Source organism: Streptosporangium sp. NPDC051022, assembly GCF_040683035.1.
Classification (GTDB): domain Bacteria; phylum Actinomycetota; class Actinomycetes; order Streptosporangiales; family Streptosporangiaceae; genus Streptosporangium.
Window position 1 is genome coordinate 45,922 of the sequence record NZ_JBFBCF010000030.1, and the last position, 26,933, is coordinate 72,854.

The 26,933-nt window shown below is 68.2% G+C and carries 26 protein-coding genes; 13 read left to right on the forward strand and 13 right to left on the reverse strand.

All coding sequences use genetic code 11. From position 1 onward, the window contains the following. The 3 genes from AB0N02_RS36030 to AB0N02_RS36040 form a co-directional block, all read left to right on the forward strand. Window positions 1-181 (forward strand): DUF6313 family protein (locus AB0N02_RS36030; protein WP_363956027.1); only part of this gene is annotated, 181 nt, incomplete at its 5' end. After that, complete coding sequence (locus AB0N02_RS36035) at window positions 178-432, forward strand: DUF6313 family protein (protein WP_363956030.1); 255 nt, start codon at window positions 178-180, stop codon at window positions 430-432. The genes AB0N02_RS36030 and AB0N02_RS36035, both read left to right, overlap by 4 nt. A gap of 181 nt (window positions 433-613) precedes the next feature. Then, a complete protein-coding gene (locus tag AB0N02_RS36040; RefSeq protein WP_363956228.1) occupies window positions 614-823 on the forward strand; it encodes a helix-turn-helix domain-containing protein in 210 nt (69 codons plus the stop codon). 50 nt (window positions 824-873) lie between these two features. Here the strand turns inward: AB0N02_RS36040 and AB0N02_RS36045 are convergent, their stop codons facing one another. From AB0N02_RS36045 to AB0N02_RS36065, 5 genes are all read right to left on the reverse strand, one after another. Beyond that, on the reverse strand, window positions 874-1,584 hold the full coding sequence (locus tag AB0N02_RS36045) for a hypothetical protein (protein WP_363956033.1): 711 nt from the start codon (window positions 1,582-1,584) through the stop codon (window positions 874-876). A 114-nt stretch (window positions 1,585-1,698) separates the two neighbouring features. Continuing rightward, window positions 1,699-2,628 (reverse strand): DUF6225 family protein, encoded by a 930-nt coding sequence (locus AB0N02_RS36050; protein ID WP_363956036.1) that lies wholly within the window; start codon window positions 2,626-2,628, stop codon window positions 1,699-1,701. 512 nt (window positions 2,629-3,140) lie between these two features. Then, window positions 3,141-4,649: a phage/plasmid primase, P4 family gene (locus tag AB0N02_RS36055; RefSeq protein WP_363956038.1), complete on the reverse strand. Its 1,509-nt coding sequence runs from the start codon at window positions 4,647-4,649 to the stop codon at window positions 3,141-3,143. Next, the gene (locus AB0N02_RS36060) at window positions 4,649-5,095 is read right to left on the reverse strand and encodes a hypothetical protein (RefSeq protein ID WP_363956041.1); all 447 of its coding nucleotides are present in this window, start codon (window positions 5,093-5,095) and stop codon (window positions 4,649-4,651) included. The genes AB0N02_RS36055 and AB0N02_RS36060 overlap by 1 nt, the downstream gene beginning before the upstream one ends. Further along, window positions 5,092-5,271 (reverse strand): helix-turn-helix domain-containing protein, encoded by a 180-nt coding sequence (locus AB0N02_RS36065; protein ID WP_363956044.1) that lies wholly within the window; start codon window positions 5,269-5,271, stop codon window positions 5,092-5,094. Before AB0N02_RS36065 ends, AB0N02_RS36060 begins: the two co-directional genes overlap by 4 nt. A gap of 122 nt (window positions 5,272-5,393) precedes the next feature. Here AB0N02_RS36065 and AB0N02_RS36070 point away from each other — a divergent pair, with 122 nt between their 5' ends. Beyond that, window positions 5,394-6,317, forward strand: coding sequence for a helix-turn-helix transcriptional regulator (locus tag AB0N02_RS36070; RefSeq protein WP_363956047.1), 924 nt, complete (start codon window positions 5,394-5,396; stop codon window positions 6,315-6,317). A 16-nt stretch (window positions 6,318-6,333) separates the two neighbouring features. Here the strand turns inward: AB0N02_RS36070 and AB0N02_RS36075 are convergent, their stop codons facing one another. Next, window positions 6,334-6,921: a hypothetical protein gene (locus AB0N02_RS36075; RefSeq protein ID WP_363956050.1), complete on the reverse strand. Its 588-nt coding sequence runs from the start codon at window positions 6,919-6,921 to the stop codon at window positions 6,334-6,336. 1,200 nt (window positions 6,922-8,121) lie between these two features. On the opposite strand from AB0N02_RS36075, the gene AB0N02_RS36080 reads away from it, so the two are divergent. Then, window positions 8,122-14,547 carry a polymorphic toxin-type HINT domain-containing protein gene (locus tag AB0N02_RS36080; protein ID WP_363956053.1) on the forward strand — a complete coding sequence of 2,142 codons (6,426 nt, stop codon included), beginning with the start codon at window positions 8,122-8,124 and terminating at the stop codon, window positions 14,545-14,547. Between the two features lie 13 nt (window positions 14,548-14,560). Then, a complete protein-coding gene (locus AB0N02_RS36085; RefSeq protein WP_363956056.1) occupies window positions 14,561-14,944 on the forward strand; it encodes a hypothetical protein in 384 nt (127 codons plus the stop codon). A gap of 236 nt (window positions 14,945-15,180) precedes the next feature. On the opposite strand, the gene AB0N02_RS36090 is transcribed toward AB0N02_RS36085, so the two are convergent. Together AB0N02_RS36090 and AB0N02_RS36095 are read right to left on the reverse strand one after the other, a co-directional pair. Continuing rightward, a complete protein-coding gene (locus tag AB0N02_RS36090) occupies window positions 15,181-15,303 on the reverse strand; it encodes a hypothetical protein (protein WP_363956059.1) in 123 nt (40 codons plus the stop codon). After that, a complete protein-coding gene (locus tag AB0N02_RS36095) occupies window positions 15,300-16,418 on the reverse strand; it encodes a tyrosine-type recombinase/integrase (RefSeq protein ID WP_363956062.1) in 1,119 nt (372 codons plus the stop codon). Before AB0N02_RS36095 ends, AB0N02_RS36090 begins: the two co-directional genes overlap by 4 nt. A gap of 172 nt (window positions 16,419-16,590) precedes the next feature. On the opposite strand from AB0N02_RS36095, the gene AB0N02_RS36100 reads away from it, so the two are divergent. Then, window positions 16,591-16,869, forward strand: coding sequence for a hypothetical protein (locus AB0N02_RS36100; RefSeq protein WP_363956065.1), 279 nt, complete (start codon window positions 16,591-16,593; stop codon window positions 16,867-16,869). A gap of 626 nt (window positions 16,870-17,495) precedes the next feature. Here AB0N02_RS36100 and AB0N02_RS36105 read toward each other — a convergent pair. Continuing rightward, window positions 17,496-17,696 carry a hypothetical protein gene (locus AB0N02_RS36105; protein WP_363956068.1) on the reverse strand — a complete coding sequence of 67 codons (201 nt, stop codon included), beginning with the start codon at window positions 17,694-17,696 and terminating at the stop codon, window positions 17,496-17,498. A gap of 288 nt (window positions 17,697-17,984) precedes the next feature. Here AB0N02_RS36105 and AB0N02_RS36110 point away from each other — a divergent pair, with 288 nt between their 5' ends. Both AB0N02_RS36110 and AB0N02_RS36115 read left to right on the forward strand, forming a co-directional pair. After that, the gene (locus AB0N02_RS36110; RefSeq protein WP_363956071.1) at window positions 17,985-18,626 is read left to right on the forward strand and encodes a hypothetical protein; all 642 of its coding nucleotides are present in this window, start codon (window positions 17,985-17,987) and stop codon (window positions 18,624-18,626) included. 22 nt (window positions 18,627-18,648) lie between these two features. Further along, the gene (locus AB0N02_RS36115; protein WP_363956074.1) at window positions 18,649-18,804 is read left to right on the forward strand and encodes a hypothetical protein; all 156 of its coding nucleotides are present in this window, start codon (window positions 18,649-18,651) and stop codon (window positions 18,802-18,804) included. 210 nt (window positions 18,805-19,014) lie between these two features. On the opposite strand, the gene AB0N02_RS36120 is transcribed toward AB0N02_RS36115, so the two are convergent. Continuing rightward, complete coding sequence (locus tag AB0N02_RS36120) at window positions 19,015-19,506, reverse strand: hypothetical protein (RefSeq protein ID WP_363956077.1); 492 nt, start codon at window positions 19,504-19,506, stop codon at window positions 19,015-19,017. Window positions 19,507-19,821: 315 nt separating this feature from the next. Then, entirely contained in the window at window positions 19,822-20,808 is a 987-nt protein-coding gene (locus AB0N02_RS36125) for an endonuclease/exonuclease/phosphatase family protein (protein ID WP_363956080.1), read from the reverse strand. Between the two features lie 976 nt (window positions 20,809-21,784). Between AB0N02_RS36125 and AB0N02_RS36130 the strand changes: the two genes are divergently transcribed. Beyond that, window positions 21,785-22,603, forward strand: a complete 819-nt coding sequence (locus AB0N02_RS36130; protein ID WP_363956083.1) for a helix-turn-helix transcriptional regulator — start codon at window positions 21,785-21,787, stop codon at window positions 22,601-22,603. A gap of 54 nt (window positions 22,604-22,657) precedes the next feature. On the opposite strand, the gene AB0N02_RS36135 is transcribed toward AB0N02_RS36130, so the two are convergent. Both AB0N02_RS36135 and AB0N02_RS36140 read right to left on the reverse strand, forming a co-directional pair. Then, the gene (locus tag AB0N02_RS36135) at window positions 22,658-22,891 is read right to left on the reverse strand and encodes a hypothetical protein (protein ID WP_363956086.1); all 234 of its coding nucleotides are present in this window, start codon (window positions 22,889-22,891) and stop codon (window positions 22,658-22,660) included. Further along, window positions 22,888-23,529, reverse strand: a complete 642-nt coding sequence (locus AB0N02_RS36140) for a recombinase family protein (protein ID WP_363956231.1) — start codon at window positions 23,527-23,529, stop codon at window positions 22,888-22,890. The genes AB0N02_RS36135 and AB0N02_RS36140 overlap by 4 nt, the downstream gene beginning before the upstream one ends. A gap of 376 nt (window positions 23,530-23,905) precedes the next feature. On the opposite strand from AB0N02_RS36140, the gene AB0N02_RS36145 reads away from it, so the two are divergent. From AB0N02_RS36145 to AB0N02_RS36155, 3 genes are all read left to right on the forward strand, one after another. Continuing rightward, complete coding sequence (locus AB0N02_RS36145; protein WP_363956089.1) at window positions 23,906-24,112, forward strand: hypothetical protein; 207 nt, start codon at window positions 23,906-23,908, stop codon at window positions 24,110-24,112. A 180-nt stretch (window positions 24,113-24,292) separates the two neighbouring features. Continuing rightward, on the forward strand, window positions 24,293-24,766 hold the full coding sequence (locus AB0N02_RS36150) for a hypothetical protein (RefSeq protein WP_363956092.1): 474 nt from the start codon (window positions 24,293-24,295) through the stop codon (window positions 24,764-24,766). Between the two features lie 414 nt (window positions 24,767-25,180). Further along, entirely contained in the window at window positions 25,181-26,863 is a 1,683-nt protein-coding gene (locus AB0N02_RS36155) for a lamin tail domain-containing protein (protein WP_363956095.1), read from the forward strand. Window positions 26,864-26,933 lie beyond the last annotated feature (70 nt).

The following is a 26,933-nucleotide window of genomic DNA, read 5'->3' on the forward strand; positions in this document are numbered from 1 at the left end:
GGTGAGCTGGGCGGTCTCGCTTGTGGGCTGGCTGATGATTCCCGCGTTCGTGGGAGGAACGGCCGGCTACCTGCTGACCCGTCAGATCGACGCTCGTCGTACACGCTCGGAGGTGGATGTGGCCGAAGAGTTACGCCAGCGGGCCCGCCCGCAACGCCGTCCGCGCGGAGGGCGCCGGTGAGAGCCCTGGCGAGGCTGCACGACGGCGACAAGGACGAGACGCGGTTCTTCGAGATCTTCGTCCGCGAGGTCCACTCAGGCCAGTGGGATACCGCGGGAGACCACTGGGAACGTACGGTGGCGGAGTTCCTCGATACCAAAGAGATGGAGAAGCTGTCGGCGTCCCAGGCAACACAGCGGGCCGAAAAGCTCGCGATGGGAACGCTCTGGTACACCGCCAAGCGATGGGGGCGGTGCCCATGGTGTACGTGACGGCCTCGAGATGGGCAGCAGAGTGGACAAGCTAAGACACGCGCACCTGGCGGCGGTCTTGATCGCCCGCGCCTGCCCTCCACCAGGTGAGGGCGAGACGTCCCCCATCTTCGAGGCGCTGGCGGCGTCCAAGGCGATCGTCCAGCTTGCCCGCACCCGCCCGGCGATCCGCGAAAAGGACATGGATCTGCTGGTGAGCGAGCACAGCCAAGGAGCGCCTCGGTACCTGACCGTGGCCGAGGTCGCGCTGATCCTGCGGGTGTCGAAGATGACCATTTACCGGCTCGTGCACGCCGGGGACCTGGCGGCGCTGCGGGTCGGACGCGGGTTCCGCATCCCCGAAGCATCCGTCACGGCCTATCTCAGCCAGTACCAGGACGCCATCGGCTGACGTTCCCCTCCGGGCTCGGTAGACCCCCGAAGATGCATCGGTACATCGGGTCATGCGGCGGCCTTCGCGGCGGCCCTGCGCACCCACAGCTCCTCATCGGCGGCGAGCCGGGCCAGGCACTCCGCCGGGACGACGGGGTTTTCGGCGACGGCCGCGCGTACCCACATGCTGTCGTCGGCGGCCAGCAGCGTGAACGCCACGGCGGGTAGGTATGGGTGACGGGCGACCGCCGCCCGCACCGTGGAGTCGGGGTCGACGGCCAGCCGCGCGAGCGCCCCGGCGGTCGACCTCGGGTGGAGCGCGGCTCCCACGCGGACCGCGACACTGTGGTCCTCGGCCGCCTGATCCACGAGATGCTGCGGGATGTCGGGGTGGCGCAGCAGCCACGCCTGGGCCCACTCGGATCCGACCTGGTTGACGAACTCCAGATCGGCCGCGGCCAGGGTGGGGTTGCGCGCGGCCTGCTCCACGGTGATGTCGTCGTCGGCCAGCGCCAGGGCCCGCAGCGTGTCGGCCGGGGTGGCGACGTTGCCGGCCACCTTCCGCCGCACGTCGATGTACGGGCTGGCCGCCAGCGCGCGCAATGTGTCGGCGTCATCGCTCGCCTTGGCCAGTGTCAGCTCGGCGATCTCTCTCGGGTCCAGCCTGCCGCCGCCCACCAGGGTCTCGATGATCTCCGCGCGGCGGTCGGCGATCGCCCGCAGCGTGAGGAAGTCGAGGTCGGCGAGGGTGTAGGAGTCCGAGGGGCGTTCCTCCATCATGGGGTGATCTCCTGTCGGATCTGTGCATGGGACGGATGGGGGGTCGGGGCGCGGTCGAGCCGGAATCTCGACCGCGCCCGCTGGGGTCTGGGCTGAGGAACCGGCGGACAGCCGTCAGCGCCGCGGTTTGATGTGCAGAGTGGTCGTCGCGGGCCAGTGGGCTTCCAGGGCGAAGATGGGATCGGGGTCCTTGCCGTGCCCGTCGCCCCATCCGATCTGGCCGTGTCCGGCGCTGGTGATGATCTGGTCGTCGGCGACGTCGGCCTCGTCGGTGGCCACGTGCACGATGACCGGGGCGTCGTCGTCCAGGTCGGCCAGGGCCGCGCGCAGCTGCCCGGCGGTCCAGGCCCGGCGGCCCTTGTCGTCGGCGACCCGCTCCCACGGCACGGCCCTGGTCCGCGCCACCGTTTCGGCGGGCCAGTCGATCCCGGTCGCGCTCTGGTGGCCGTCGGGGTGGCCCAGGGGAAGGATGCACCGCCGTCCCGGGGCCAGGGGGTACGGCTCAGCGCAGATCAACTGCGCGGGGTCGGCCTGGGCGACCCGCGCCCACCGCTCGTGCGCGCTCTGCCGGGTGATGCCCACCGCCGACCCGATGTCGGCCCAGCTGCGCCGCTCGGCGCGAGCGGCGCGGACGGCCGCGGTCAGCCGGGCCGTCGCGGCGTCAGCGGCCCGGGCGGCGGCGCGAACGTCGGCCAGGGCGGGCGGCTCCAGGTGGCCCCGCCACTCGGCCAGGATCGCCTCCTCGACGTCGGCCGGGGTGTCGCCGTACCGGTTGATGTCGTCCCACCAGATCCTGCGGTCGGTGGTGTTCTGCTCTTGCGGGGAGTGCACCCTGACCCACAGCGGGCCGCGCCAGCCGCACTCGCACGCGCCCCGCCAGCCGATCGCCGTCCGGCCGTCGACGCCCTCCTCCAGGGTGCCGTCCGGCCTGCGGACCAGTGCGCCGCCACCGCCGGAGCCGACCGAGATCCGCTCGCCGGGGAAGACCGTGGCGTCCCATCCTTCGTGGCCCTCACCGCTGGGCCCGTCCATGTGCCAGCCCATCGCCGACCCCCTCGCTCGTCAGGATTTCCTGACGTTCAGGGTGTCAGGATTTCCTGACGTGGACAACCTGCTTCGGGGGAAAGCTGGAACTCCACCCTTGCTTGATCAATCACCGGCCTGACCGGCCGGTGGGTACATGTACCGGTATGGGCCGCATCCAGTGGCCGACTGCCGGGCGGTGCCATGGCGGTCGATCAGGCAGTGCCGAACGACCTCACGGTCGTCGTGGCCGTCGGCGCAGGACCACGATCATCGAGGGCCCGTGTGCATGCCTGAGCGTCTCGAAACGCACGATCGAACACGTTCGCATCACGCGGTGATCGACGCTCACAGACGCACTCAGACGCGCACGCAGAGGGTCGCAGAGAGGGGAGCGGTCCGCGCGTCGCACACGGTCAAAACCAAGATCATCGAGGGGGTGTGTAGGGTCGTGCAGGGTTTTCCGGAACTCTCTCCGCGAGGAGACATAGAAGGTTTCCGGGAAACCCTGCACGACCCTACACAACCGCAGGTCAGCGGCTTTCGCCCTCGCCGGGGGCGAGCATGATCCCCTGGTAGGCCTGCCCCGCCCCGGTGCGCTTGCGGCTCCAGCCCCGCTTGGCCATGGAGTCGGCGAACGCCACCTCGGTGCCGGGCTCTTCGCCGCTGTGCTGGCACCAGGAGGTCCAGGCCGCGAACAGCACCCGCGCCCCCACCGTGGCGGAGGCGGTGGCCAGGGTCCGCTCGGCCAGGAAGCGGCCCAGGACGTCGCTGGCGCGCTGGTACTCCTGGGTGCGTACCCGCACCGCCTGCGGCGGGGCCAGGCCCTTGTCCTGGTAGTCCAGCCACCCCTGGTGGACCCAGGAGATGACGGCCGGGGCGGCGGCCTTGAGCCGGGCGGGCAGGCCGCTGTCGCGCTCGCGTTCGCCGATCACCACGTCGAAGGGGACCACCAGCAGGCGCCGCCAGACGGCCGGGTCGTCGCCGGAGACGGCGGGCAGGTGGTTGGTCAGCATGACCAGGGTGTGGGACGGGTCGAAGGTGATCGGGTTCTTGTGCATGAGGTTGGCCTCGATAGGGTCGCCGCCGACCAGCCGTTTCATGGTCGCTTCGGCGAAGCGGCGGCCCTTGTCGGTCTCGGAGCAGAAGACCAGGCGGGCGCCGCGCAGCCGCATCTTGAACGCGCCGTGGCGCTCGTGTTTGGACTCCATCAGGATCGCCGGGTCGACCTCGATGGCGTAGTCGCCGAAGGCGGCCATGACCGCATCCCGCAGGGTGCCCTTGCCGTTGGCGCCGGTGCCGGTGAAGATCGGCATGACATGCTCGGTGACCTTGCCGAGCATGGCGTAGCCGAACACCCGCCGCACGAAGGCGCGCACGTCGTCGTCGGGCAGGATGCGGGCGATGAAGGCCTCCCATTCGGGGTCGGTGCGGCCGGTGATGGCGCCGCCGGAGACCTTGGTGATCAGGTCGGCGCGGTCGTTGGGGCGCACGGTGCCGTCGCGCAGGTCGATCGTGGTGGTGGGGGTGTTGAACAGGTAGGGGTCGGCGTCCAGCGCGCTGCTGGGGGTCGAGATCGGCTCCAGCGCGGAGGCGATCTTCAGCAGGCCTTCCAGCCCGGCGGCCGACTCGGAGCGGCGCACGTCCTTGTACAGGTCGTCGCGCTCTGGGCCGTGCAGCAGCGGCACGGCCCGCAGGGCGGCCTTGACCGTCTGCACGGCAGCCCGCATGTCGGCGCGATCCTCGTCGGCCTGCCAGCGAGAGCCGTCCCAGCGGTGCCAGCCGATGCCGTGCACGAACCGCAGGTGCTGGGCGTGCTCGGCGACGAACCGTTCGGCCATGCGCAGCTGGCCCCGGTGCCGGACCGCGGATGCCCCGTCCGCCGCGCTCGTCCCCGGCTCCGACAGGATGGGGGGAAGCTGTCGCGGGCCGGGGACGGCAGCACGCGGCACCCCGGCGTCGTCGAGGCTGTTGGTGGCCTGGATGGCTTCGGCGATGCCCGCACGTACCCCGGCCGCGCGGACCTTGTCGACCATGGACATCAGGCGACCCCCCGCCTCAGCTCGATGACGCGGGCCTGCTGGCCGCTGTCCGGCGATGACTCCTCGGACTCCTCGGCCGGGTCGGCACCGCGGTCGGCGGCCGCGGCGAGGGCGGGCCGCTCCGGTACGCCTGCTCGCCGGGCGGCCTGGAGTTCGGCGTGGGTGGGAGTGCGGGCGTGCTCCTGGACGGTGCGGTGAACGCGCGACCACTGCTCGGCCATCTCCTCCTGGGCGTGGCCGTAGCCGACCTCATATCCGTGGTCGAAGAAGTCCCGGGCCGCGGCGCGGTATCCGGCCTCGTAGTTCTCCCGGTCGCGGGCGGCCTGGTCGACGATCGCGTCGACCAGCTCGGCGGCCACCAGCATCAGCGGGAACCACTTGGCCCGCTCCTCATCGGCCGCGCTGCCCGGCGCGGCGTCGGCCGCCTCGTTGGCCGGGCCGTTCATCGGGCCGCCTGAACCTTGGGAGCCCGCGCGAGCCAGGCGTCGACCTCGGCGGCGGGGTAGCGCACCAGACGCGGGCCCAGGCGCAGCGCCTGCGGGCCGCTGCCCTGCTTCTCCCAGCGTTCCAGGGTGCGCACGCACACCCCGAGCCGGACCGCCACCGCCCGCCGTGTCAGCATGAATTGATCGGTCACGGTCGCCCGTACCCCCGTTTTCGGTCATAGTCGCACAGTTAAGGATCAGCTCTAAAGCATCGTCGTATTGCTTGTCAAGTCGCAGTATGTCGCTAAACTGTTCCACCATGGAACAACTCGCGGATTGGTCGACACGCACCGCGCGTGACGTCGGAGAACGCATCAGAAGAGCGCGTAACCAGCAGAAAATGAGCGCCCAGGCACTGGCGGACCGGTGCGGGCAGCTGGGCCTGCCGCTGGACCGCTCGGTAATCGCCAAGCTGGAAAAGGGCCTTCGCCAAGGGGTGAGCCTGGCCGAGGTGCTGGTAATCGCCAGTGCTCTGGAGGTGCCGCCGCTGGCGCTGATGCTGCCCGTCGGCGCGAACGTCGAGGTCGAGGTCCTGCCCGGCCGTACGGTTCCTACGTGGGACGCGGTGGAGTGGATCGAGGGCCGCCGGCCTTTGCCCGCCGCCGACGACCAGCACGACCACGACGAGTTCGACGTCGACCCCGGCGACGACGTCGATGACGAACTCGGCAAGCACGATGGCGGGGACACCAGGCGTGACCCGCAGGGCGCCGGGGCGCGGTGGGCCGCCGGGGCGGCACCGGTCCAGTTGTGGCGCCAGCACACCGAGTTGGTCCAGCGCTGGCGCACTGCGGTGGCCACCGCGGCCCGGCTACGCGACCAAGCCGCCGAGCGTTGGCAGATCGTCGCCCGTTTCCGCGCCACAGCCGACGATGAGACCTTCAGCGACAGCCACCGCCGCACCGCCCGCCGCAGGGCCACCGCCGTGGAGGTCCAGGCCCAAGCCCAACTGCGCCAGGCAGTCACCCGCGAACAACAGGCGCTGGGCATCGAGGACGAGTTGCAAGACGTTCGCGGGCAGATGCGGCTGCGGCAGATCACCGTGCCGCCGCTGGCCGGCACCGGCCTGTCAGCCCTGGAGACATCGGCCCTGTCGCCGACCGAACAGGTGCTGGCGCGGGTACTGGCCGAGCGGCTCCGGCACACCGAGCAGCACCACGACGGCGGCCAGGCCCAACCATGACCTCTCGCACAGTTCGTCACGAGCGGTTCGCCCCGGCATCACGGGCAGCCTGCTCAGCCCTGGCCCGGCGGGCGGCTTTGCTGACCCGGGCCGCCAGGCGCTCGAGCGCGGCCTCGTCCAGGCCACCCTTCACTACCCCGCCCTGCGGGCCGGAGACCTCCAGGGCCACCGCCTTGACCGGCCGCCACTCCGGGCTCATCCGCGACAGCAGCTCCAACGCCAGGCGGCCGTTGGGCGGGGTGATGCGCACCGTCTCGGTGCCGTCCGGGCGGATGGTGTGGCTGATCTCGATGCCGCCGATCGCGTCCCGGAACGCGGCGGTGAGCAGGATCTCGCAGGCCTTCGCGCGCGCGTGCGTAAGGGCCTGCGCGAACTGCAGAAACTCCTCCGGGGCGTCGTCGTCTTCGCCCCGGGCGCGCCAGGCGTGCACGCTGCGCTCGCTGATCCCGGCCAGCGCGGCCGCCGAGGCGATGCTATGCCCGGCCTGCAGGGCCGCCACGAGACCGGCCTGCACCTGAGGAGTGAGCTTGGTCGGCCGTCCCCCGCGCCGAGGGGCATCCTGGGGGGCGGCGTGTCGTCCGGTGTCGGCTGCTGTCGTTTTCACAGACCGGACCTTTACAGGAAAACCGACCTACCGTCTTCGCCCGATTTCCCAGGTCAGCGCGGGGGCCTATCTCGATGACTCTCCGGTCGGCGGGACCCTGATCGTAGGTCGCCATCAGTCGTTGAGGCGTGACCATCGTTGCCCGTGCTGCAGTTGCCGGACGGCACGGAAAGTCCTCATCCGCTCTTGTTCGGGACTGCGTCCTCATGGCGTTCGGCCGCCGCCGCGTGTACAACTACCTCGCATTGCGCGAGCAGCTCAGTGGAATCGTCCCCGTCGGTGCTGGAAAGTGATATCCGCGGCCTCGCCAACCCGGCCACCACCTCCGCGACTTCCCGCAACACCTCAGCCTGAGAGCCGAGGTTGGTGATAGAGCGGGCGATGCGTTTGCGGAGACGTACGTGGGAGAGGGCGCTGCGCAGACCTGCGGCGATATGGGAGGCGGTAGCGGGACGCCGGGGTAGGGCTCTTGGCAAGCAGGGAGATGATGAGGCGGTCGATGTCGGCGCCGATGCCGGACCGCAGACTGCTCGGCGGAGCGGGTGTCTTGGCGGCGTGCATGTAGCCCAGAGCACGAAGATCATGGGCGGGGAATTCAGCTGGCGGGCGCGGCCGCAGAGGGACCGACCGACCGACCGCAGCGTCTCCCGAATCACGTGTCCAGCGGCCGACATTCTTACGACCTCACAATTAAGGCAGTGGATATTCCATTTTCCGGACTGGTTGTGATGTACATCACATTATCAATTTCATGCCACAGCGCCCATATTGGGCCGTTTTAGAGAAAGTCGCCATTGACCAGGATGGACAGGGCGAGGAAAAACGCGTTGCCATAACGTGTTGTCACGCTGCGCCATCGCCAGATCACCTTTAACGCGTTGACCGTTCTCACCCTCTCGATCACCATCCACGGTGATCGTCCTTTGTCCGCTCTCTGGCGCGTGAAGACCCTGTTCCGGGGTCCGCGTCAGCATGTCTGCGAAAGGGGTCGAAATGCGGGTTCGGCGCACGCGGCTTTGGCTGACGGCACTGGTGACGGGGCTTTCAGCGGCGCTCTTCATCTCCGGGACGGGAGTCCCGGACGGATTGGTACAACAGGCGGTGGCGGCCATACCGGAATCGGATCCGGAACCTCTGGTGAAGGGCCGCGCCGTACCGAAGCCCAAGGTCGGCAAGGGTGCGGAGGACACTTCACCGGCGGTGAGGCTGAAACCTCCACAGTGGTCGAAACCAGGCAGCGCCGAGGTGGAGGTGGGGGCCGGACTGGCCAGGGCCGGGGAGCTTCCGGTCCGGGTGGGGGCGACCGGCTCCGGTGCCGACGTCGGCAAGGTCAAGGTGGAGACACTGGCACCCGACGTGGTGCGGAAGCTGGGCGGCATCGGGGTGGCGGCCCGGATCGAGCGGGCCGACGGCGGCGCCCAGCCGGGGAAGGTGCGGGCGGAGTTCTCCTACGAGGGGTTCAGGGACGCGTCCGGCGGTAACCTCGCCAGCCGCCTGCAGGTCCTGCGCCTGCCGGTGTGCGCGTTCCAGGAACCGCGCCCGCGCACCTGCGTGGTACGCCCGCAGGTGGTCAAGGCCAGAAATGATCTCAAGGCCGGCGTGCTGGTCGCCGACGTAGAAATCGGCAGAGCACCGCCCGCGAAGGTTCCGGCGACACCCAAGGGCGACAGAAAGGCCGCGGCGCAGGCGGTGGCTGACGCGGTCGCGGCCCAGCGGCTCGCCGAGGGGTCGGTGTACCTGCTGGCGGGTGGGATGACCGGTCCGGACGGCAACTTCGGCGCGACCGATCTCAAGCCGTCGGGCACCTGGCAGGCGGGCGCCTCTGGCGGGTCGTTCAGCTACGACTACCCGCTGCCCGAGGCGCCTTCTCCCGCCGGTGACGGCCCGGATCTGTCGCTGCAGTACGACGCCTCCTCCCTGGACGGCCAGGGCGACTGGACCAACAACCAGTCCAGTGTGGTCGGCGCGGGCTGGGAGCTGAACGCGGGTTTCATCGAGCGCCGCTTCCGCCGGTGCGTCGTGGACAACTTCTACGACTCGGAGGCCAACCTGGTCTGGAAGGCCGAGGAGACCGGCAGCTACGGCAAGGCGCTGTGCTGGGAGTCGCCGGACGACAACGACGGTGACGCCTCCACCACCGACAGGACACAGTCGGAGCTGGTGCTGAACGTCGGCGGCCGCTCAGCGCAGATCGTCAAGGACCGTGTCTCCGGGTCCTGGAAGACGGTGCCGGACTTCGGCTGGAAGATCGAGCAGCTGAGCGGCGGCGCGGACGGCCAGGCCTACTGGAAGATCACCTCCGACACCGGAGAGGTGTCGCGGTTCGGTTACCGCAAGGACGCCCAGTGGCAGGTGCCCTACGTCGGCAACGACTCCGGTGAGCCGTGCTTCGACCGCTACTACAACGACGCCGTGCCGCCGACCTGCAACGGGGTGTGGCGGTGGAACCTGGACCAGGAGATCGACTCCGACGAGAACGTCGTCGACTACACCTACAACCGGGAAACCAACTACTTCTGCCTGCCCAGTTGCTACCACGAGCTCTACCAGGTGCTGCCCTACGACCGGGGCGGGTTCCTGGCCAAGGTCGAGTGGGGCCACAACACCCAGGTGGCCGGGAGCGTGCCGACCGCCCGCACCGTCTTCACCACCGCCGACCGGGGCACGACGGACGTGCCGACCGATCTGAAGTGCGACGTTCAGGTGGGCTGCGCCAACGGCGCGCTGGCGTTCTACTCCACCCGGAAGCTGACCTCGGTGCTGAGCGAGTCGCTGAACGCGGCCGGGACCGGCTGGGATTCAGTGAGCAGGCTGGACCTGACGCACACGTGGATCTACACGCGTACCGATTTCGGCGCGCCGTACGACCCGGTGCTGTGGCTGGACACCGTCCAGCACACCGGCCTGGCCGGAGGCAGCGTCACGTTGCCCGCGACCGACTTCGACGCGACGCTACTGGCCGGGAAGATGTCGTATGACGACATGTCCGACTGGACGAACCTGCTGTCGTGGCGAATGGTGCCCCGGATCGGGGCGATCGTCAACGGGCTGGGTGGCCGGGTCGAGGTCGTCTACGGTCAGGCCGATCCGTGTTCGGGCGGCAAGGGGCGTGACGGGACCAACTACTTCAACGACCACGTCGGCGACTGCTACAAGGTCGACAAGAGCATCACCGGCAACGAGTTCTGGACGGTCTACTACAAGCAGCTGGTCACCAAGGTCACCGAGAAGGACACCGTCGCCGCCTCCCCGGACATGGTCAACAGCTACGAGTACCTGGGCGGACCCGGCTGGGCCCCGCCGGTGGAGTACGCCGAACCCGGCTTGTCGCCGCCGTCGACCGACTGGCGCGGCTACGCCACCGTGCGCACCACCCAGGGGACGGGCACGAACCCCGACGACTTCACCGTCACCTCTTCGACGTTCCTGCGCGGCATGGGCGGCACGGTGACGAACTTCGAGGGCACCACGGTCACCGACGTCCTGGCGTTGCAGGGCAGGGTACTGCAGGAGCAGGACTGGAAGCTGACCTCCCTCAGCCCGCGGGCCTTCAGTGAAGTCTCCTCGACCCGGTACGAGTATTCGGTGGTCCCGGCCGGTACCGGGCCCGGGGTTTACGACCCGGCCAAGGTACTGACCACCCGGGAGCGCGGCCGGGAGCTGGTGACCGGCGGCACCTGGCGCTACACCGACGAGAAGACCGCCTACAACGCCGACGGCCTGCCGAACAAGATCAACGACTACGGCCAGGACGGCGTGGCCACCGACAACTCCTGTACCTCGATCACCTACGCCCGTAACACCGACCCCGGCCAGTGGCTGATCGATTTCCCGTCGGTGACGGAGAAGCGGTCCGGGGACGACTGCACGACCGGAACGCTGATCGGCAAGACGGTCGCGCTGTACGACGGCGGCTCGGATCCGGCCACCAACAAGCCGAGCGACGGCAACGTCACCGAGGCCCGCTCGTACATCGACGCGACGACGACTTCAGTGGTGAAGGCGACTTACGACGACTACGGCCGCACGCTGACCACGACCGACCCGCGCAACAAGACCACGACCACGTCTTACAGCCCGGCCGTGGGCTGGCCGCACACCGGCGTCACCGTCACCAACCCGCTGGGCCACGCGGCGACCAGCAAGGTCTCCCACCTGCACGGCCAGACGCTGTCGATCACCGATGCCAACAACAAGAAGACGGAGATCGACTACGACGCGCTGGGGCGCGGCACCCAGTTCTGGGGACCGGCTCAGCCTCGCAGCGGCGGCACTCCCACCGCGACCGTCGCCTACGTGCTCACCGGTACCGCACCGGCCAAGACGACCGTCAACCGGCTGCTGTCGGGAACCGGCACCGGAGCCAAGTGGCTGACCACCCACACCTTCGAGGACGGCTTCGGCCGCACCCGTGAGGCTCAGACCGCCTCCCCGGCCGGCGGGCGGGTGGTGACGGTCAGCACCTACGATGCGCGCGGCCTGGCCGCGGCGGTCTCCGACCCGGTGCACAACACCTCGACGGCCGGGTCCGGGCTGCTGAACCCGGCGCTCACCGACCTGCCGCAGTGGTCCAAGACCGTCTATGACGGGCTGGAGCGGCCGATCGCGGACGTCGACTACAACCTGGCCACCGAGCTGCGCCGTACCAGCACCGCCTATCCGGGCGCCGACCGTGTCGAGACGACCCCACCGATCGGCGCCAAGACCGTCAATGTGCAGGACGTCTTCGACCGGACCACCAAGGTCGAGGAGTGGGCGGACGCCACCGTCCACAACGACACCTCCTACGTCTACGACCTGAACAGCAACCTCACCACCATCACCGACGCCAAGGGCAAGGCTCGGACCTTCACCGTCGACTGGCTGGGCCGCCGCACCGCCGCCGTCGACCCCGACGCGGGCAACTCCTCCTCCGGCTACGACACCGCGGGCAACCTGCTCTGGAACATCGACGGCAAGAACCAGAAGACCTCCTACACCTACGACGACCTTGGTCGCCGTACCGCCCAGTGGGCCGGCGAGGTCACCACCGGCACCAAGCTCGCCGAATGGACCTATGACACCCTGGCCAAGGGCCAGCCGGTCGCCTCCACCCGTTACACCGGCGGGCAGGCCTACACCCAGGCGGCCACCGGCTACGACGCCGACTATCGGCTCACCGGCTCCAAGGTCACCATCCCGGCCTCCGAAGGCGCGCTGGCCGGAGACTACATCTCCACCTTCGCCTACAACGCCGCGGGCAACCTGACCGAGCAGAACCTGCCCGCCGCGGGCGGCCTGGCCGCCGAGAAGCTCACCTTCGGCTACACCGACCTCGGCCTGCCCAAGACGCTCACCTCCGACTACGGCGGCGGCTTCACCTACGTCAAGGACACCACCTACACCTCAACCGCCCGCCTGAACGAGCGCCTGCACGGCGCGGCCGGCCAGGTGAAGCGCAGCCTGACCTGGGACGGGGCCACCGGTTTCGTCAAGCGGGTCACCACCCTGGCCAAGGCCGACACCGCCACCCCGACCACCGCGCAGAACGACGAGTTCTTCTACGACACCGCCGGAGAGATCTCCCGCATTCTGGACGCCGCCTCGGCGATCCCGAGCGGCACCGTCGGCCAGTCGGAGTGCTACACCTACGACTCCCGCCGCCGCCTGAGCGCCGCGTGGACCACCACCGGCTCCTCCTGCTCCTCGGCCGCCGACGGCCAGGGCATCGACCCCTACAACCAGACCTACGCCTACGACACGGTCGGCAACATCACCTCGCTGACCGACAACGGCCAGACCGCCACCTACACCTACCCCACCGGGACGGTCCGGCCGAACGCGGTCACCTCCATCACCCGCCCCGGCGGCACTGACACCTACAGCTACGACAACGCCGGACAGTTGACCGGCCGCACCGTCGGCGGCACGTCGGCCACCTTCGACTGGGACGAGATCGGCCGGCTGACCAAGGCCGTCGTGGGCGGCGCGCAGACCTCCATGGTCTACGACGCCTCGGGCGAACGCCTGATCCGCCGCGATCCCGACGGCAGCAGCACCCTCTACCTGGGCTCGGCCGAACTCAAACTGGCCAGTGGAGCGGTCGCCGGCAAGCGCTACTACAGCACGGCCGACGGCTCCACCGTCGCGCTGCGCACCTCCGCCGGGGTGACCTGGATGCTGTCCGGCCTGCACGGCAGCAACCAGATCGCCGTCAACGACACCACCGGCCAGGTCAGCCGGGAACGCTACCTGCCCTTCGGCAAACGCCGCGGCACCGACGACCTGCCCTTCACCGACCGCGGCTTCCTCGGCAAGGTCGAAGACGACTCCACCGGCCTGACCTACCTGTCGGCCCGCTACTACGACCCGTCCATCGCCAAGTTCATCTCCACCGACCCGCTGCTGGACCTGCGCAACCCCCAGTTCGCCAACCCCTACAGCTACGCGGGCAACAACCCCATCGGCCTGTCCGACCCCGACGGCCAAGCCGCCTGCCGCCCCGGCGACTGCCCCACCAAGAGCGCCATGAAATGGACGAGGGCACACGCCGAGAAGAACAAGAAGAAGAAGGCGAAAGCCCTTAAGGCCGCCCACAAGTACGACCAGACCGAAGCGAAGATCACCCAGAAGCACGACAGAGAATACAAGGCCCAGAAATGGGAGCAGGGACATAACGCCAGAAGAAGCATCCCCCCGACCCCCAAGAAGAAGCCGGCACCACTCTCACAGGAAAGCCTGAACTGCGGCCCCGCAGCATCCAAAGAATATTGTGAAGCAGCAAAAGAGCTAGACAAGCGATTCAAACAATTCGGGGTCGACCCGCTCGACGCCATGCTCAACGGCAACATGCACTCGCCCCAGGACGCCATAGGGACGCTGAGGGGCCCGAAAGGAAAAGTCAGGGTTCCGTGCAGCAGTTTCGTCCCCGGCACGGAAGTCCTCATGGCGAACGGCACCAGCAAGCCCATCGAAGACGTCAGAGTCGGAGACAAGGTCCTCGCCACCGACCCTGAAACCGGCAAGACCGAGGCCAAGCCCGTCACCGCCCTGATCAGCAGCAAAGGCGAGAAGCAACTCGTAAAGATCACAACGAGCACCGAGGGTGGCGAGACATCCTCCTTGGTCTCGACTGATCAGCACCCGTTCTGGGTGCAGTACGGCCCCGACTGGGTGAACGCCGGTCAACTCGACGCTGGAATGTGGCTGCGCGCCTCCACTGACGCCCATATCCAGATTTCAGCAGTAAAGCGGTGGTCTACCTCGCAGCAGCAGGTCCACAACCTCACCGTCGCCGACATCCACACGTACTATGTGCTGGCAGGCGCGACGCCGGTACTCGTTCACAATTCTGGGCCATGCCCGAGGTGGTCGTCACATAACGAGAGGGCTGGTGATCTTGCTGGCAAGTACACTCAGGGACAGACAAGTCGGGATCCAGCCTCGCAGTGGTATCACGAGGAACTGAGCAACGAGGAACTCCTAGACGGGATCAACAAGGCCGCAGAGGGCGACGGAATTTTCGTCTCGCGTGAGGGGAAGATCCTTGGAGGCCATCACCGGTTGGACGAACTCCTAAGGAGGGTCAAGGACGGACGTATCGATCCAGACACGCTAATCCGTATCGACCTCTATGGCGGGAATTAGTACTCTGATGCCTATGATTCATTCGACTGATCCTGACTTCCGCGTATGTCAGATCAGTTTCGATACGCTTCTCGAGATCCAGCTAGAAGCGGAGAGCCGAGGCTGGGCAACTCGGTGGACCTCGATAGACGCACTCCGTAGACAGGTCAAGGAAGAAATCGTCGTCATCCAATCACTGATGCGCGAGGAGTGGGGAGGGGCTATTCGGGCGTACCGATGTCTCGCACTGTTCTCAAGTGCGGATAGCGGAGATGCTGGTGGAATTGCCACGATCGATATCGCTCCAGCGAGATTCGAATCACTGGAGCGGATCGATCGGGACCCGGATGTTCGGAGAGTGCTTTCCCACATCTTCTCCCTTGCGGTAGAAGGGATTTCGATGATTTCGAAGGAATAATGATCTCTGCCTGATTTTTGCGATCAGACATAGGGGATCTTGTCGCCACCTGATTTACAGTGATCGACTCAGAATAGTTCAGGCAAGCGCGGATTCGATCGCGATTTGTCTCGACAACCCTCCCGAATTTCCGCCTGGAATTCAAAGTCGACGCGACACAATTCTCCATTCTGGCAAGAAATTTCTGTGGGACCCGCCGGGTATTCAGCGGGCCCCACAGAAATTTGACGGCAACATCAGCGGACAACTCCCGACGACCGGACCCGCAGGTTCGAGCCGTCGGCGTAGGCGGAGCGCGCCGCCGCGGCGATCACGGCGAGCGCCGCATACACCTCCGGCGTCTCCGGTTCCGGGGTCACAGGCCGACTCCGCGCATGGGGTTGTCGCGCCATTTGTCGGCGGTGCGGATGTAGCCGTGTACCACCGGGGACTTCTCCGACCAGCGGCCGTGCCGGGCGATCGCCGAGACCGGCGCTCCGGCCTTGGCCGCGGCGGTGGCGCCGCCGGCGCGCAGCGAGTGCGCGCTGAACGCCTCGGCGCCGGGCACTCCGGCCCGTACGGCGGCGCGGCGCACCAGCAGGTTCAGGCCGTGTCCGCTCATCCGCACCACCGCCTTGCCCGCCGCGCCGTCGGTTCCGGTGAGGCGGCCGTGCCGGTCGACGCCGCGCAGCAGCGGCCCGTTCGTGACGCCGCGTTCGGTCAAGGCGGCGATCCAGGCCTGCACCACCCGCACCGGACAGGTCTCGGAGTGCGAGCCGTACGGCAGCGGCACGGTCTCCCCGATCGCGTCCTGGTCGGTCTTGGATCGGCCGATGAACACCTCCAGCCCGTCCGCGGTCAGCGTGACGTCGCCGATGTCGAGCGCGGCCAGCTCGCTGCGGCGGCCCATCAGCGCGAACCCGAGCACCAGGGCGGCCCGGTCGCGCAGGCCCGCCAGGGTGTCGGGCGCGGTGGCATCCAGCATCCGGCGCAGGACTTCGAGTTCGGCCGGGGGCGCCTTGCGGGTCCGCTGCCCGGCGTCGGCCCGCTGGCGGCGGTAGGCGCGCAGGGCCAGCCGGGCCGGGCGGGCGTCGGCGGTGAGGCCGGCGAGCTTGTGGCGGGACTGGATGCACGCCAGCGCCCGCTCCACGGTCGACGGCGCGGGCAGGGTGCCCTTGCGGGTCGGGGTGGCGGCCAGGTGGGTGACGTACTCGGCCAGCGTCTCGGCGGTGGCCGGCAGCGGCGTGCGCCCGTGCGTCGCGCACCAGGCGGTGAACGCGCTCCAGTCGCGGGCGTAGGCGCGGCCGGTGGCGGTGGCGAACCCGTCGGCCACCCGGGCGCGCGCGGCCTCCGACAGCGCCCGGTCGACGTCGCCCCCGGGACGGTCGTCCGGGACGACGGGCGCGCCGTACCCGCCGGAGGGCCGGGCGGGCAGCACGGTTCCGGTAAGCAGATCCGGACCGGGGGCCGGTTCGGGGGTGAGGGGGACGAGCACCGGTCCTCCGCGGGGGAGAGTGGATCATGGATTCTGGGTTGCGATAAGGAACGTTATCGCAACCCAGAATCTCATGATCGAGAATCGCTTGGAAAGTTTTCTAGGAACTCCTTCTTGACTCTCTTTCTAGAAGGTCTACCTTGAAGGTATGCCTAAGAGTGAACCTCGCCTGATGCCGACAGGTACGTGCTGGTGTGGATGTGGAACCGAGGTTGGTCTCGGCTCCTTTTTCTCCCAGGGACACGACAAGATCGCAGAAGCCGCCCTCCTGGCGGCCCGGTACGACAACTCCGTCGCCCGACTCATCGCCCACCACGGCTTCGGCCCCGAAAACGGCGTCCGCGAGGCCGCGGTGGAGAGCGGCTACTGGGAAGCCTGCCCCGAAGCGGGCTGCAACTACCTCGGTGCCCCCGCCAGCATTCGCGTGCACCGCAAGAAGATGCAGCACTGAACCGCCTCCCCGACTCCGCGTCGCCGAACATCGCCGCTCAGCGGTTGGTCTCCTGCAGGGATCGACCGGAAGCAGGCCCCACGGTCGTTTCCTTGGTCACAGGGGCCCAGGAGGGAGGTATTTCTCATGGCTACGCACCGGCGACGCCGCAAGAAGCTGGTCTTCGGGGAAGGGGCGGCACTCGCTGTTCGAGTGGTCCTGATCGCCGTTGACTGGTTGACCAACGGACACGGGCCCAGGTAGGCAATCCCGCCTCCCAGGCCCGTCGTTTCCGCATCGAGGCTCCGGTTCTCCTCGGCCGGGCGGACCGGGGCCTCACGCAACATAAATAGCATTGTGTGAGATCCAACTGGCCCGGGACGACACCCGCCGACACCGGCTGACAGGAGCCGTTTCCCAGTTCGCCGAAGAGTCCGTCCCTTGGAGCGCTGGGTGTTGTCCTGAGCTCGCTGCCGTCGAGTGCCGTCAGCAGGTCACCAGATTGTCGCCATCGTCGTACAGCCGATCAACGTTTCGCCGGACCCGGGCCAGCGTGCTGAGAAGTGCTAGTCCATCTGACGCTGTTATGGCGTGCCACCACTCCCGGGTGGGTCGCGGCCGGGCCGGGGCCCGGCCCTCCCCTCTGCTCAGTTGTCGGAGTCCCAGTGCTCGTCTCCGACCGCGTTGTTGGCGAACTCGCGGACGTTGTCGTTCACCTGAATCCGGTGATCGATGTCGAGCTGGCGATAGAGGTGCTCGAACTCCTCTTCCGACAGGGTCTCGACATTCACCGCCAACTCCGTGACGATGGCGTCCTGCTCGTCTTCACTCAACGGTTCCTTGCTCATCTGTTTCCTCCCTGGGGTGGCGCCGGGGTCTCTCGATCGAGCGGCCGCCGTCTCGCGCGTGGCCCACCATGCCAGCAAGCCGGACGTCTCCCTTTCAGGTCCGCGCGCGGATCGCAGGCGGGGGGCTGTCCATCGTCCGGCCCGTACTCCGGCCACTACGCGCTGGTCTACGAGCCGGGCTGGGAGCAGACGGCCGTTCTCGTCGTGGACTGGCTCAATCGCGTTATCCGCTGAACCCCCGGCTAACATGCTCAGCACCGCCCCCAGCAACCGAGACGAGGCTCGCGCGTGAACCTGCCTCAGCATGTGTACCACCTGGCCGAGGCGGCGAACTGGCCGTCGATTGAAAAGCACGGCCTCCTACCGGCAGCCGAGCTGATCGCCCGCGCCGGGCTGAGCGGGGCCGACCGCGAACGGCTGGAGCGCTCGCAGCGCCCAGGGCCCACGCTGCTGCCGGACGGGGTTGAGATCCGCGACCAGCGACCGATGCCGGCGACCGCCTTGCAGTCCTGCCTGGTCGGCCTGGACCCGGCCGACTGGTACGCCTTGGTGAACGTCCGGGTGTTCTTCTGGCTCGACCCGGCCCGGCTCAACCGGCAGCGGGCAGCGTACAGGTCGCAGCCCCAGGTCGTCCTCACCCTGGATACGGTCGGGCTGGTGGCCGACTACGGCGACCGAACGGCGGTCAGCCCCATCAACAGCGGGAACGCCCGCAGGCGGCCCGCACGCCGAGGGGCGGCGACATTCGTTCCCTACACAGAGTGGGTCAGGTCGGGGTGGGCGAGCGAGGCGGCCGCGCTCGGCATCAGGGAGCGGAGGAGGTCGCACCCGCCGGCGGAACTGACGGTCACGGGCGCGATCCCCAACGCGATGCAGTACGTGACCGCCATATCCCGGCTCGCAGCGGGTGAGCGGTTCAGAGAAAGTTGATGGCCCTTCTACCCGTATTCGGGTGGCACCCGCGCTGGCGAGGGTCGTCGCGTCGGTCGCGGCCGCGGTGCTGGTGTGGCTGGCCCCGGCCGTATGGCCGCCGATCGATGCCGCCTTGGCGGTGACGAGGCTGTCACTGACGCTGTACGGGCTGCGACGCGGACGGCGCCGTCCCTGAGATGGTCGTCGGCTCCGCACTGCTTCCAGGCTCGCAAGTCAGCAGCGGGGCGGGGACGCCGGGGAAAGCGCCGAGACCAGCTGCCAGCTCCTTCAGCAGGGTATGCAAGATCCATCTTGGTCTTGAGAAGGTCCCTTATCAGGAGCCAGAAACCCGGGCCGACGACAACCGGCACGCCCCGGCGCCGACCGGCGGGCGCCGCCGGGTCACTTACCCCGCGTCGACGTGGGCGCACAGGGGACGCTGCTGGTAGCCGCCGGGCACGTCGGCGCCGACGGCGGCCCAGAACGGGCGGGAGTCGCGGAAGTGTCCGCCAAGGGTGTGCCAGGACAAGCCTGGGTTCTCGGTGCGCAGCGCGGCCAGTCCGGCACGGGCCAGGCCGCACCGCTGGTAGGGCGGCGGCGTGTAGGGGTGCTCGACCCAGGCCAGACGGCAGCGACGGCAAATCCGATAGTCGACGGCGAACGCCGATTCGCCGTCGAGGTAGGCGGCTCGGCAGCGCCAGCCGGTCCGCTCGGGCGAGACGGTGTCCTGCCACGGCGTGCCCAGCACCGGCACGACCGGCCAGCCCCGGCGCCGGCCGAGCCGCCCTCCGGTGATCCATTGCAGTACCTCGCGCCAGGGTTGCCGCCCCGACGCGCGCCCCACCTGGTGTACCTGCCCGGCCAGGCGCCGCGCCGCAGATGCGTCATCGACCGTCATACCGATCATCGTTTCCCAGGCGTGCAACGCTCGCCAGCGATGGGCATAGACCGGCGAGAACTGACGGATCCGTGTTTTCAAGCTTGAAAGGCAAACATCGAGATCGCCGTGCCGTACGGCGCCAACCCGGCCGTCTCCCCTGCCGATCGCTCGCCTTTTGCGGCCGAGCAGGGGCCAGCGGGACCACTCGCTGAAACAGTTCCCCCACCTATTCGTCAGGAACCCACCGCCGAAAGAACACATCCACGGCATTTCCAGCAAGCGATCACGCAGGAGTCCCGCTCCGCGTAAACCAACCCCGCAGAGCTCACGATGTCAGCTGCTGAGCCGGGTGAAGACCATGGCGTGGTCGGAGGCCGGGTCATCGCGGCGGGCGGTGGGGACCTCGGTCACCGAGGGCAGTTCGTCGTCCGGGCCGGCGCCGTTGAGCGGGCGCAGCGTGTGGACGTCCTGGGCGCGCGCGAGGAGGGCGTGGGAGACCAGCAGGTGGTCGATGAGTTCGCGGCGGCGCTGGAACACCCGGGAGAAGCGCTCACCGTCCGGGATACGGGGGGCCAGGTTCCACAACCGGGCCTTGTCGCCCTGATCGGGCTGCTCAGCGCCGGGGGTGCCGAGCTCGGAGCCGGGCGGGCCGAGCAGGATCTGGGTGGTGGCGGCCTCCGGCTCGTCGTTGAAGTCGCCCAGCACCACGACCTGGCGTGCCGGTCCCTGGCCGTCCAGCAGTTCGTCGGCCAGGGCGCGCACGGTGACGGCCTCGGCGGCCCGCCGGTAGAGGGCGTAGGCGGCCACGCGAGCCCGCTCCCCCTCATCGTGGGGCTGGAACCGGGACCGCCCGTTCGGCCCCGGCGGGAAGGACAGCAGCTTGCTCTTCAGGTGCGCGGCGATCAGGTCGATGGTGCGGCCGTCGGGTTCGGTGACACGCACGGCCAGGGCGCCGCGGCCCATCTGGTGGGCGGTTGTGCCGTCATCACCGGCCTGGATCGGGCTCAGCTGCGCGGGGAAGGTGGCGCGGTCGGTGAGGACCTGCAGCGGGAGCCGGGACAAGAAGCCCACCCGGATGGGATGCCTGGCATCGAAGATGCCGGAGGTGACGTGCTGCCAGCCGTTTCCCAGGTGATGGGCCAGTTCGGCGAGCGCGTCGGGATCGCCGACCTCCTCCAGGGCCAGGACGTCGACGCCCGCGGCGGTGATCGTCGCGACGAGCCCCTTGAGCTTGGCCTCATAGGCGGCTTGGGTGGTCGGACCGAACCCGTTTCCCGGTTTGAATAGATTTTCCACATTCCACGTTCCGATAACCGTCATCGCCGGTTCTCCCGTTTGGCGTGTTTTCGCATGTGAAGGTGAATGCAGGCAGAAGTCCCTGATTCAGAATCGCATCGCGGGCGATGACGTATCGAGATGTGGCCGGGAGCGGTCGTGCGTGTCGACCGGCTTGCCTGACCTCGCGGCCGCTGCGGCCGGTCAGGCTCACGAGGAAATCCGGTCGCCGGAGGCGGCGGGCAGCTGGCGGCCTCCGGGCCCGAGTTCGGGGACGTGCTTGTAGAGGGTGGAGCGGGGCACTCCAGCAGACGGCGAGGGAGGACGTGCGGCCTGGCGCGGAAGGACGCGGTTGGCTGCGGAAGAGTCCGGCTGTCCGGTTACCCTTGCTGTGCGGGTACTTAACGCCGTGCAATGAGGCCCCGGTCCACCGTCCAAGGAAGAACCGGAGCCCCTGCATTACACAGCGGGCCTGGGAGGCGAAACGCCTACCTGGGCCCGTTGCCGTTGATCCACCAGTCCACGACGATCAGGAACGCTCGGATCACGAGCGGCCCCCAGTCGCCGGGGTCGGGCTTGTTTCGACGGCGTCGCCGGTTGGCAGCCAAGGAGATCTCTCCCCTCTACGGGCCCCAGTTCCCGGAAAGGGACCAACCTCGTCCCTGGGGGAGTCAACCGTTGGGGCCAGTCCGGTCGATCCCCTGCAGGACGACCGACCGTCGTTCGGCTGCCGCATGGCGGCAGAGAAGCGGTATCTCTGTTCTACGGCACCTGACGGACAGCTCTGGGTCTCGACCGGCTGCAGACCGCAGAGCAGTCAGCACAGCGGGCACGTACCGCGATGTACTCCTGGACGAACGACGTGCGTATCAAGGTCTCCCTTTCCAGGAACTACCAGCGGCTCGAGTCGCTCTGCCTGATCCCTTTGCAGGCGTAGACCAAGGGTTCACGCTGGACTATAAGATGTCAAGTGGAGCTATATTTGACACCTGAGATGTCAATGCGCTTGGGAGGGGTAGAGGTGCCGTCACAGGAAGAGTTCGAGGCGTGGGCCGCCCAGCTTGTCGGTGTCATCGCTGGTGAGATCCGACGCTATCGGCAGCGGCAAGGGCTCAGCGTCCAGCAACTTTCCGATCAGATCGCAGCCGAGTATGGGATGCAGATCAAACGCAGTGTGCTGTCCAACCTTGAACTTGGCCACCGCTCCACCATCAGCGTTGTGGAACTCCTCATCCTTGCCAAAGTTCTGCGGGTCCCGCCGCTATTACTGCTGTTTCCTCTCGGCCGCCAGGAAAGTGTGGAGATCCTGCCGGACTACACCGCAGAGGTCTGGCAGGCCGCCCGCTGGTTCACCAGCGAGAAACCCTTCCCTCCCAAACTGGCCTGCGAAGCCGGCGAACTTCAACTCCCTCCTGAAGACGTCGAATCCTGGGAGCATGGTGCGACGCCAGCGCGGGCCTACCGCGAGCATGACTGGCTAATAAACCAGCACAGCAGGGCGGTTACGAATGCTAGCCGCGCCCGATACACCGCCGCAGAAGACCACAAACAAGTACAGGATGCCCAGCGCAAGCGCGACTTGATCCAAGAGGGTATCAAAGGCGAAACGCCTCCCTCAGATAAACAGCTCGCCATTCTGACTGAGGCTTCCATTGTTTTGAGATCTCTCCTGGACAGGCAGGAGATGAACCGTCGCTATTGCGACGCCGAGTGCGAGAGAGCTAGGGAACTGGAAAAAATCTTGGCTGGCCAGCGTCGTCAGATGCGACAGCAAGGCCTGATTCCTCCTCTGCTTGGGCCTGACCTGGAGCACTTGGACGAACTGATCCCTGACCAATAAAAGCCACCCATGAACCTTGCCTGTGATGCGCAAAGCTATCTGGTCGGCAATCTGTCAATCACTTCGGAAGTCGGCGAGCCATGCGCCTGCGTGGTCGGCCAGTGCGGCCAGCTCGGTCTTCAGCTGGCGGGCACGCGTAGCAGCCACAACGGGGTCAGCCGACCGCCGGGCCTCCTGCATCAGAGCGTTCTCCTGGTGGTCGTAGAGGCCGAAGGGGCCATGTTCACCCGGCCGGCAGGCACCCAGAAGCGCGGCGCCGCCCTTGGCCCGGTATGGAGTGGGAATCATCGCGGGCCCGCCTCCAACTCCCCGTGCCTCGTCGGCGGCTGGTCGACGGCCACGCGGCCGCTGGCGAGCTCGGGGACGTGCTTGTAGAGGGTGGAGCGGGACACCCCCAGTAGGCGGGCGATGGAGGAGACCGTGTTGTCCGGGCGGCTCAGCAGGTCGCGGGCGTGGCGGATCTGCTCGGGTGTCATCGCCGGGGGGCGGCCGAGGCGTTGGCCGCGGGCGCGGGCGGCGGCCAGGCCCTCGTTGGTGCCCTCCACGATGAGCTCGCGGATGAACTCGGCCAGGGCGGCGAAGACGTGGAAGACGAGCCTGCCGCCGGGGGTGGTGGTGTCGATCGCCTCGTGCAGGCTGCGGAAGCCGACCCCTTGCTTGCGCAGGCCGACGACGATGGAGATGAGGTCTTGCAGGGAGCGGCCGAGCCGGTCCAGGGCGGGCACCACCAGGACGTCTCCGGGCCGCAGGTAGTCCAGCGCCTTGGTCAGTTCCTCGCGTTCGATGTTCTTGCCGGACTTCTTGTCGGCGAAGATGCGCAGGCATCCGGCGTCGGTCAGCGCGGCGAGTTGCCGGTCGAGGAGTTGGCCGGTGGTGGAGACGCGGGCGTAGCCGATTAGGGCGCCGGTGGCCGACGCGGGGGCCAGGAGGTCGTCGGGGTCGAGGGGGTCGCCGGTGGGGGCGAGGTGTGAGGGCACCCGATCAGTGTATGGAAAAGGGTCATCATCTCCTTGTTGGACACTCTGACTTTTCAACATGTTTTTCCGACACTCCCGGAGCGGGTTCGGACCCCCCGGAGCGGGGTTTGTGATCTTGTTCGAGAAACGATCGTTTTCCGGACAGTCACCCTCCGGGACGAGCTGCCGGGAGCGGACTTCCGCAGGGCCGACCTGCGGGAGGCCGACCTCACCGGGCCGTTCTCGACGGGGCGGTGTTCGGCGGCGCCGCCGTCGAGTCGGCGCGCTTCGACGGGGATCGGCCTGCCGTCGGCCGCGACCGCCCGCCGTCGACCGCGCGTCGGCCGTGCGGGAGTACCTGCGCCGCGGAGATGCGCGGCAGGCCGTTGACCTCTACCGCCGCAGACCGGGCCGATGGATCTGGGACGCGCTGAACGGCGAGGGTCTGGAGCCGACTGCGACCGGGGAACTGCTCCGGCGGCTGCTTCCCGACAACGCGCTGCTCGTGCTCCACCATGCCTGCCGGACCGCGGCGGACCTCGCCCGGCACTAGGGGCGCTCGACCTCGTCGAGGAGCTGTCGGCGCTGCTGCCCTCCAGGACGGCGGTGCATGTGCCCGAGCGCTGCAGCCCGTGCCGTCGGTGAAGTCATAGGTCGGGGTGCCGCCCCCGAAGACGATGATCCGCCTGCCTCTGGCTTGGGCTCGGGCGCCGGATATGGTCCACTCTTGCGGGTGAGCGCTGTCCTTGGGAGCCTGATCGCCGTCCTCGGGACCCTGCTGGGGTCCTTCAGCACTTACCTGTTCCAGCAGCGAACCGCCGTGCGGGCTGAGGCGGTCGCACGCGAGGAGCGACTGCGCCAGGAACGTCTGGCCGCCTACAGCGAGTTCGCCGCCGCAGTGACTGAGCTCAAGCGCGCTGTCGTCGCGGTGTGGCTTCAGCAGTCGGATCCTGCCGAACTCAATCATGTGCTCTCCGAGGCTGACCGCCTGGGTGCCCTGGCCGAGACTGCGCGCTTTCGGCTGCGACTGGTGTCAGGTCAGCCCGAGCCGCTCGCCGACGCCGCGTTCGCACACATGGACGCGCTGCGCGGCGCGGTCGACCAGGCCGAGCTCAAGCTCCGCGAAGCGGAGTTCGAAGCCGCGGTGTCGGCGTTCATCACGGCCGCCGCAGGGCACCTTGTCGTCTCTCGACGCGCCGCACCGTAGTCCAATCACCGCGGCTTCGAAGATGGGGTGCCGTGTTGGGTCGGGCCGGGGCGCCCTGCCGTGATTACTCCCGGTGGGTTTCCCCGGCCCGACCCAACACGGCACCCCACATCGCCCGCCACGGCGGGCAGGAGGGCCGGGCTCGGGGCGAGGGTGCCGGGTGAAGGGTCGAGGGGAGTCACCGGGGTCCTTCCGGACGAGACAGAGCGGGGAAACGCAAGATCGATTCTTGCCTGGTCTGACTCCTGAGAAGGTTCACTCCCACTGTTCACCTAGGCATCCTTTCGAATTCGGCAGTCGCTTTCGGGCGCCTATGGGCCGGGGCGGACACTCATCAGGGCTCGCGCTCCGGGAGGAAGACGGGACCCAGTCCAGCACGCCGACTCGAAGGGTTCCTTGTTCATGACCAGGTTCATGACCAGTCTCCGCGCGCTCTTGGGGGCGATCGTCGTCTTCGTGGCGTTGCCGATCGGTTTCGCCCCGGCGGCGCACGCCGCCACCGTGCCGTCGCAGGGTTCCGCCACTCAGCTCGACGTCGGCAACTGGAACGTCGAGTGGTTCGGTGACACGGGCTTAGGCCCGACCGACGAGGCGCTCCAGCAGGCCAACGTTCGCGATGTCATGGCCGGTGCCGACATGGATGTCTGGGGCCTGTCCGAGGTCGTCAGCACATCCGCGTTCAACACCCTCGTCTCTGGTATGCCCGGCTTCACCGGGGTCCTGGCGAACAACCCGATCGTGACGAACGGGCCGCAGTACTACTCGGACTTCAGCAACGCCGAGCAGAAGGTCGCGCTCGTCTGGCGCAGCAGCATGGCCAGCCTGGTGAGCGCGAAGGTCATCCTGACGAGCCAGAACAGCAACTTCGCGGGCCGCCCGCCGGTCGAGTTCACACTGCGCGGCACCTTCGACGGCGCGACCCGTGACCTCGTCTTCATCGTCCTGCACGCGAAGGCCGGCTCCACCCAGGATGCGTGGAACCTGCGCAACCCCGCGTCCCAGGCCCTCAAGTCGTACCTCGACTCGACGTACCCGACGCAGGACGTCTTCGTGATCGGCGACTGGAACGACGACGTCGATACGTCCATCACGGCCGAGAAAGCATCGCCGTACGCCAACTTCGTGAACGACACGGCGCGTTACAGCTTCCCGACGCGGGCACTGTCCCTGGCCGGAGTCGCGTCGACCACGGGCTACCCGGACTTCATCGACCACCAGCTCAACACCAACGAGGTCAACGCGAAGTACGTCGCGGGCTCGGCGACCGCGTTCCAGCCCCAGATGTACGTTCCGAACTACGCGACCACGACCAGCGATCACTACCCGGTGCTGGCCCGGTACAACTTCACCCTCGGCGGCGGAGGCGGCACCAACCAGCCGCCCACGGCCGCGTTCACGCATTCCTGCACCAACCTCACGTGCGCCTTCAGCGACGGCAGCACCGACGCTGACGGCACGATCACGGGCCGCAGCTGGACCTTCGGCGACGGCCAGGCCTCGACCGCTACGAACCCCTCGGTCACCTACGCCGCGGCGGGTAGCTACCCGGTGAGCCTTACCGTGACCGACAACGGCGGCGCCACGCACACGGCGACCCAGAACGTCACGGTCACCGCAGGCGGCGGCGGTCCGGCCAACGTCATCCTCAACGAGGTCCTCGCCAACGAGCCGGGGAGCAGCACCGCCGGCGAGGCCGTCGAGATCGTGAACATCGGTGGCGCCGCGATCTCCATCGCGGGCTGGACGGTCCGGGATTCCACGGCCGTGCGACACACCTTCGCGGCCGGCACGACGCTGCAGCCCGGCAAGGCGATCACCGTGTTCGGGGGAGCCTCCAGCATCCCCGGTGGCATCGTGGCCGTGGCGGCGAGCACCGGTGACCTCAACCTGGCCAACAGCGGCGACCAGGTGATCCTCCAGAACGCGGCCGGTACGACGATCCAGTCGATGAGCTACACCTCGAGCCAGGCGAGCTCCGACGGCGTCTCGATCAACCGGAGCCCTGACGGCTCGGCGACCGGCGTGTGGGTCAAGCACGACACGATCAGTTCGCTGCCGCGGTCGCCCGGCCAGCGCGCCAACGGAACGGTGTACTGAGTCAGCACCGACACTCGCCACGCCGGGGATCGTGGCGCCGCGCGGCGCCACGATCCCCCGCTGCCCGGAA